Origin of the sequence: Mobiluncus mulieris ATCC 35243 (genome assembly GCF_000160615.1) — a bacterium.
GTDB lineage: Bacteria > Actinomycetota > Actinomycetes > Actinomycetales > Actinomycetaceae > Mobiluncus > Mobiluncus mulieris.
The window spans coordinates 1-503 of record NZ_GG668532.1 but is presented as its reverse complement, the minus strand read 5'-3'; the positions used below and the strand labels follow the sequence as shown (position 1 = coordinate 503).

The window sequence follows — 503 nt, the reverse complement described above, 5'->3', positions numbered from 1 at the left end:
AAAGGCTTCGCGGTTGTAGCCGGGGAAGTAAAGGATTTAGCCTCGGATACCGGAAACGCCACTAGTGAAATCGGCGATAAAATCACCCAGATTCAAGCCGATATCGAAGAAGCCGTCACCGCGATAGGTGAAATCACCAACATTATTTCCTCAATCAACGACTACCAAACCACCATCGCGGCGGCGGTAGAGGAACAAACCGCAACCACCAACGAAATGTCACGCTCCGTTTCGGAAGCCGCTGATGGCATGTCCCAAATCTCCGGCTCGATTGCTTCCCTGGCGCAAACCGCCAAAGACAGCCGCACCGCCGTAGACGGAATGAACGAACAGTTCGTCCAGCTCCGTGCCGCTTCCGGCTCGCTCAAAAAACAAGCTGAAGCCTTTAAACTGTGAGCACTGCGAGTCTCTAGACTTTCAGATTACTACCCCACAACGTTTGCCCCCCGGAAAATTCCGGGGGGCAAACCGTTAGAAGAACACAGCAACTTTAGGGCAGTTGC

1 protein-coding gene is annotated in these 503 nt (G+C 53.1%); it reads left to right on the top strand.

All coding sequences use genetic code 11. The features are described 5' to 3' along the window. On the top strand, positions 1-396 hold a 396-nt coding region (locus HMPREF0577_RS10525; protein WP_004013884.1), incomplete at its 5' end, for a methyl-accepting chemotaxis protein. Positions 397-503 lie beyond the last annotated feature (107 nt).